Here is a 220-nt window from a genome sequence, read left to right as displayed (position 1 = left end):
GACCCGCTTCCAGTCCATCCCATCCACCAGTGCCATCAACTGCGCAGCATTCAGCTGCACCCGATGATGCCCGATCCGCGGCCAGCAGAACCTCGCCTTCTCAAGCCGTTTTAAATAGAGGCACACGCCGGAGCCATCCCACCATACGATCTTTATTCGGTCGGCTCTTTTGGCGCGGAACACATAAAGCGCACCGTCGAACGGATCTGAGCCGGCATCG

1 protein-coding gene is annotated in these 220 nt (G+C 58.6%); it reads right to left on the bottom strand.

The window, feature by feature from the left end; genetic code table 11:
* Positions 1 to 220: IS66 family insertion sequence element accessory protein TnpB (gene tnpB, locus ACZBJS_RS42955; protein WP_463440380.1), on the bottom strand; the 220-nt coding region annotated here is incomplete at both ends.

The sequence above is a fragment of the Bradyrhizobium sp. KZN70725 genome (genome assembly GCF_055264925.1).
The sequence above is the reverse complement of the archived record's forward strand: the minus strand, read 5'-3'. Positions and strand labels throughout refer to the sequence as shown.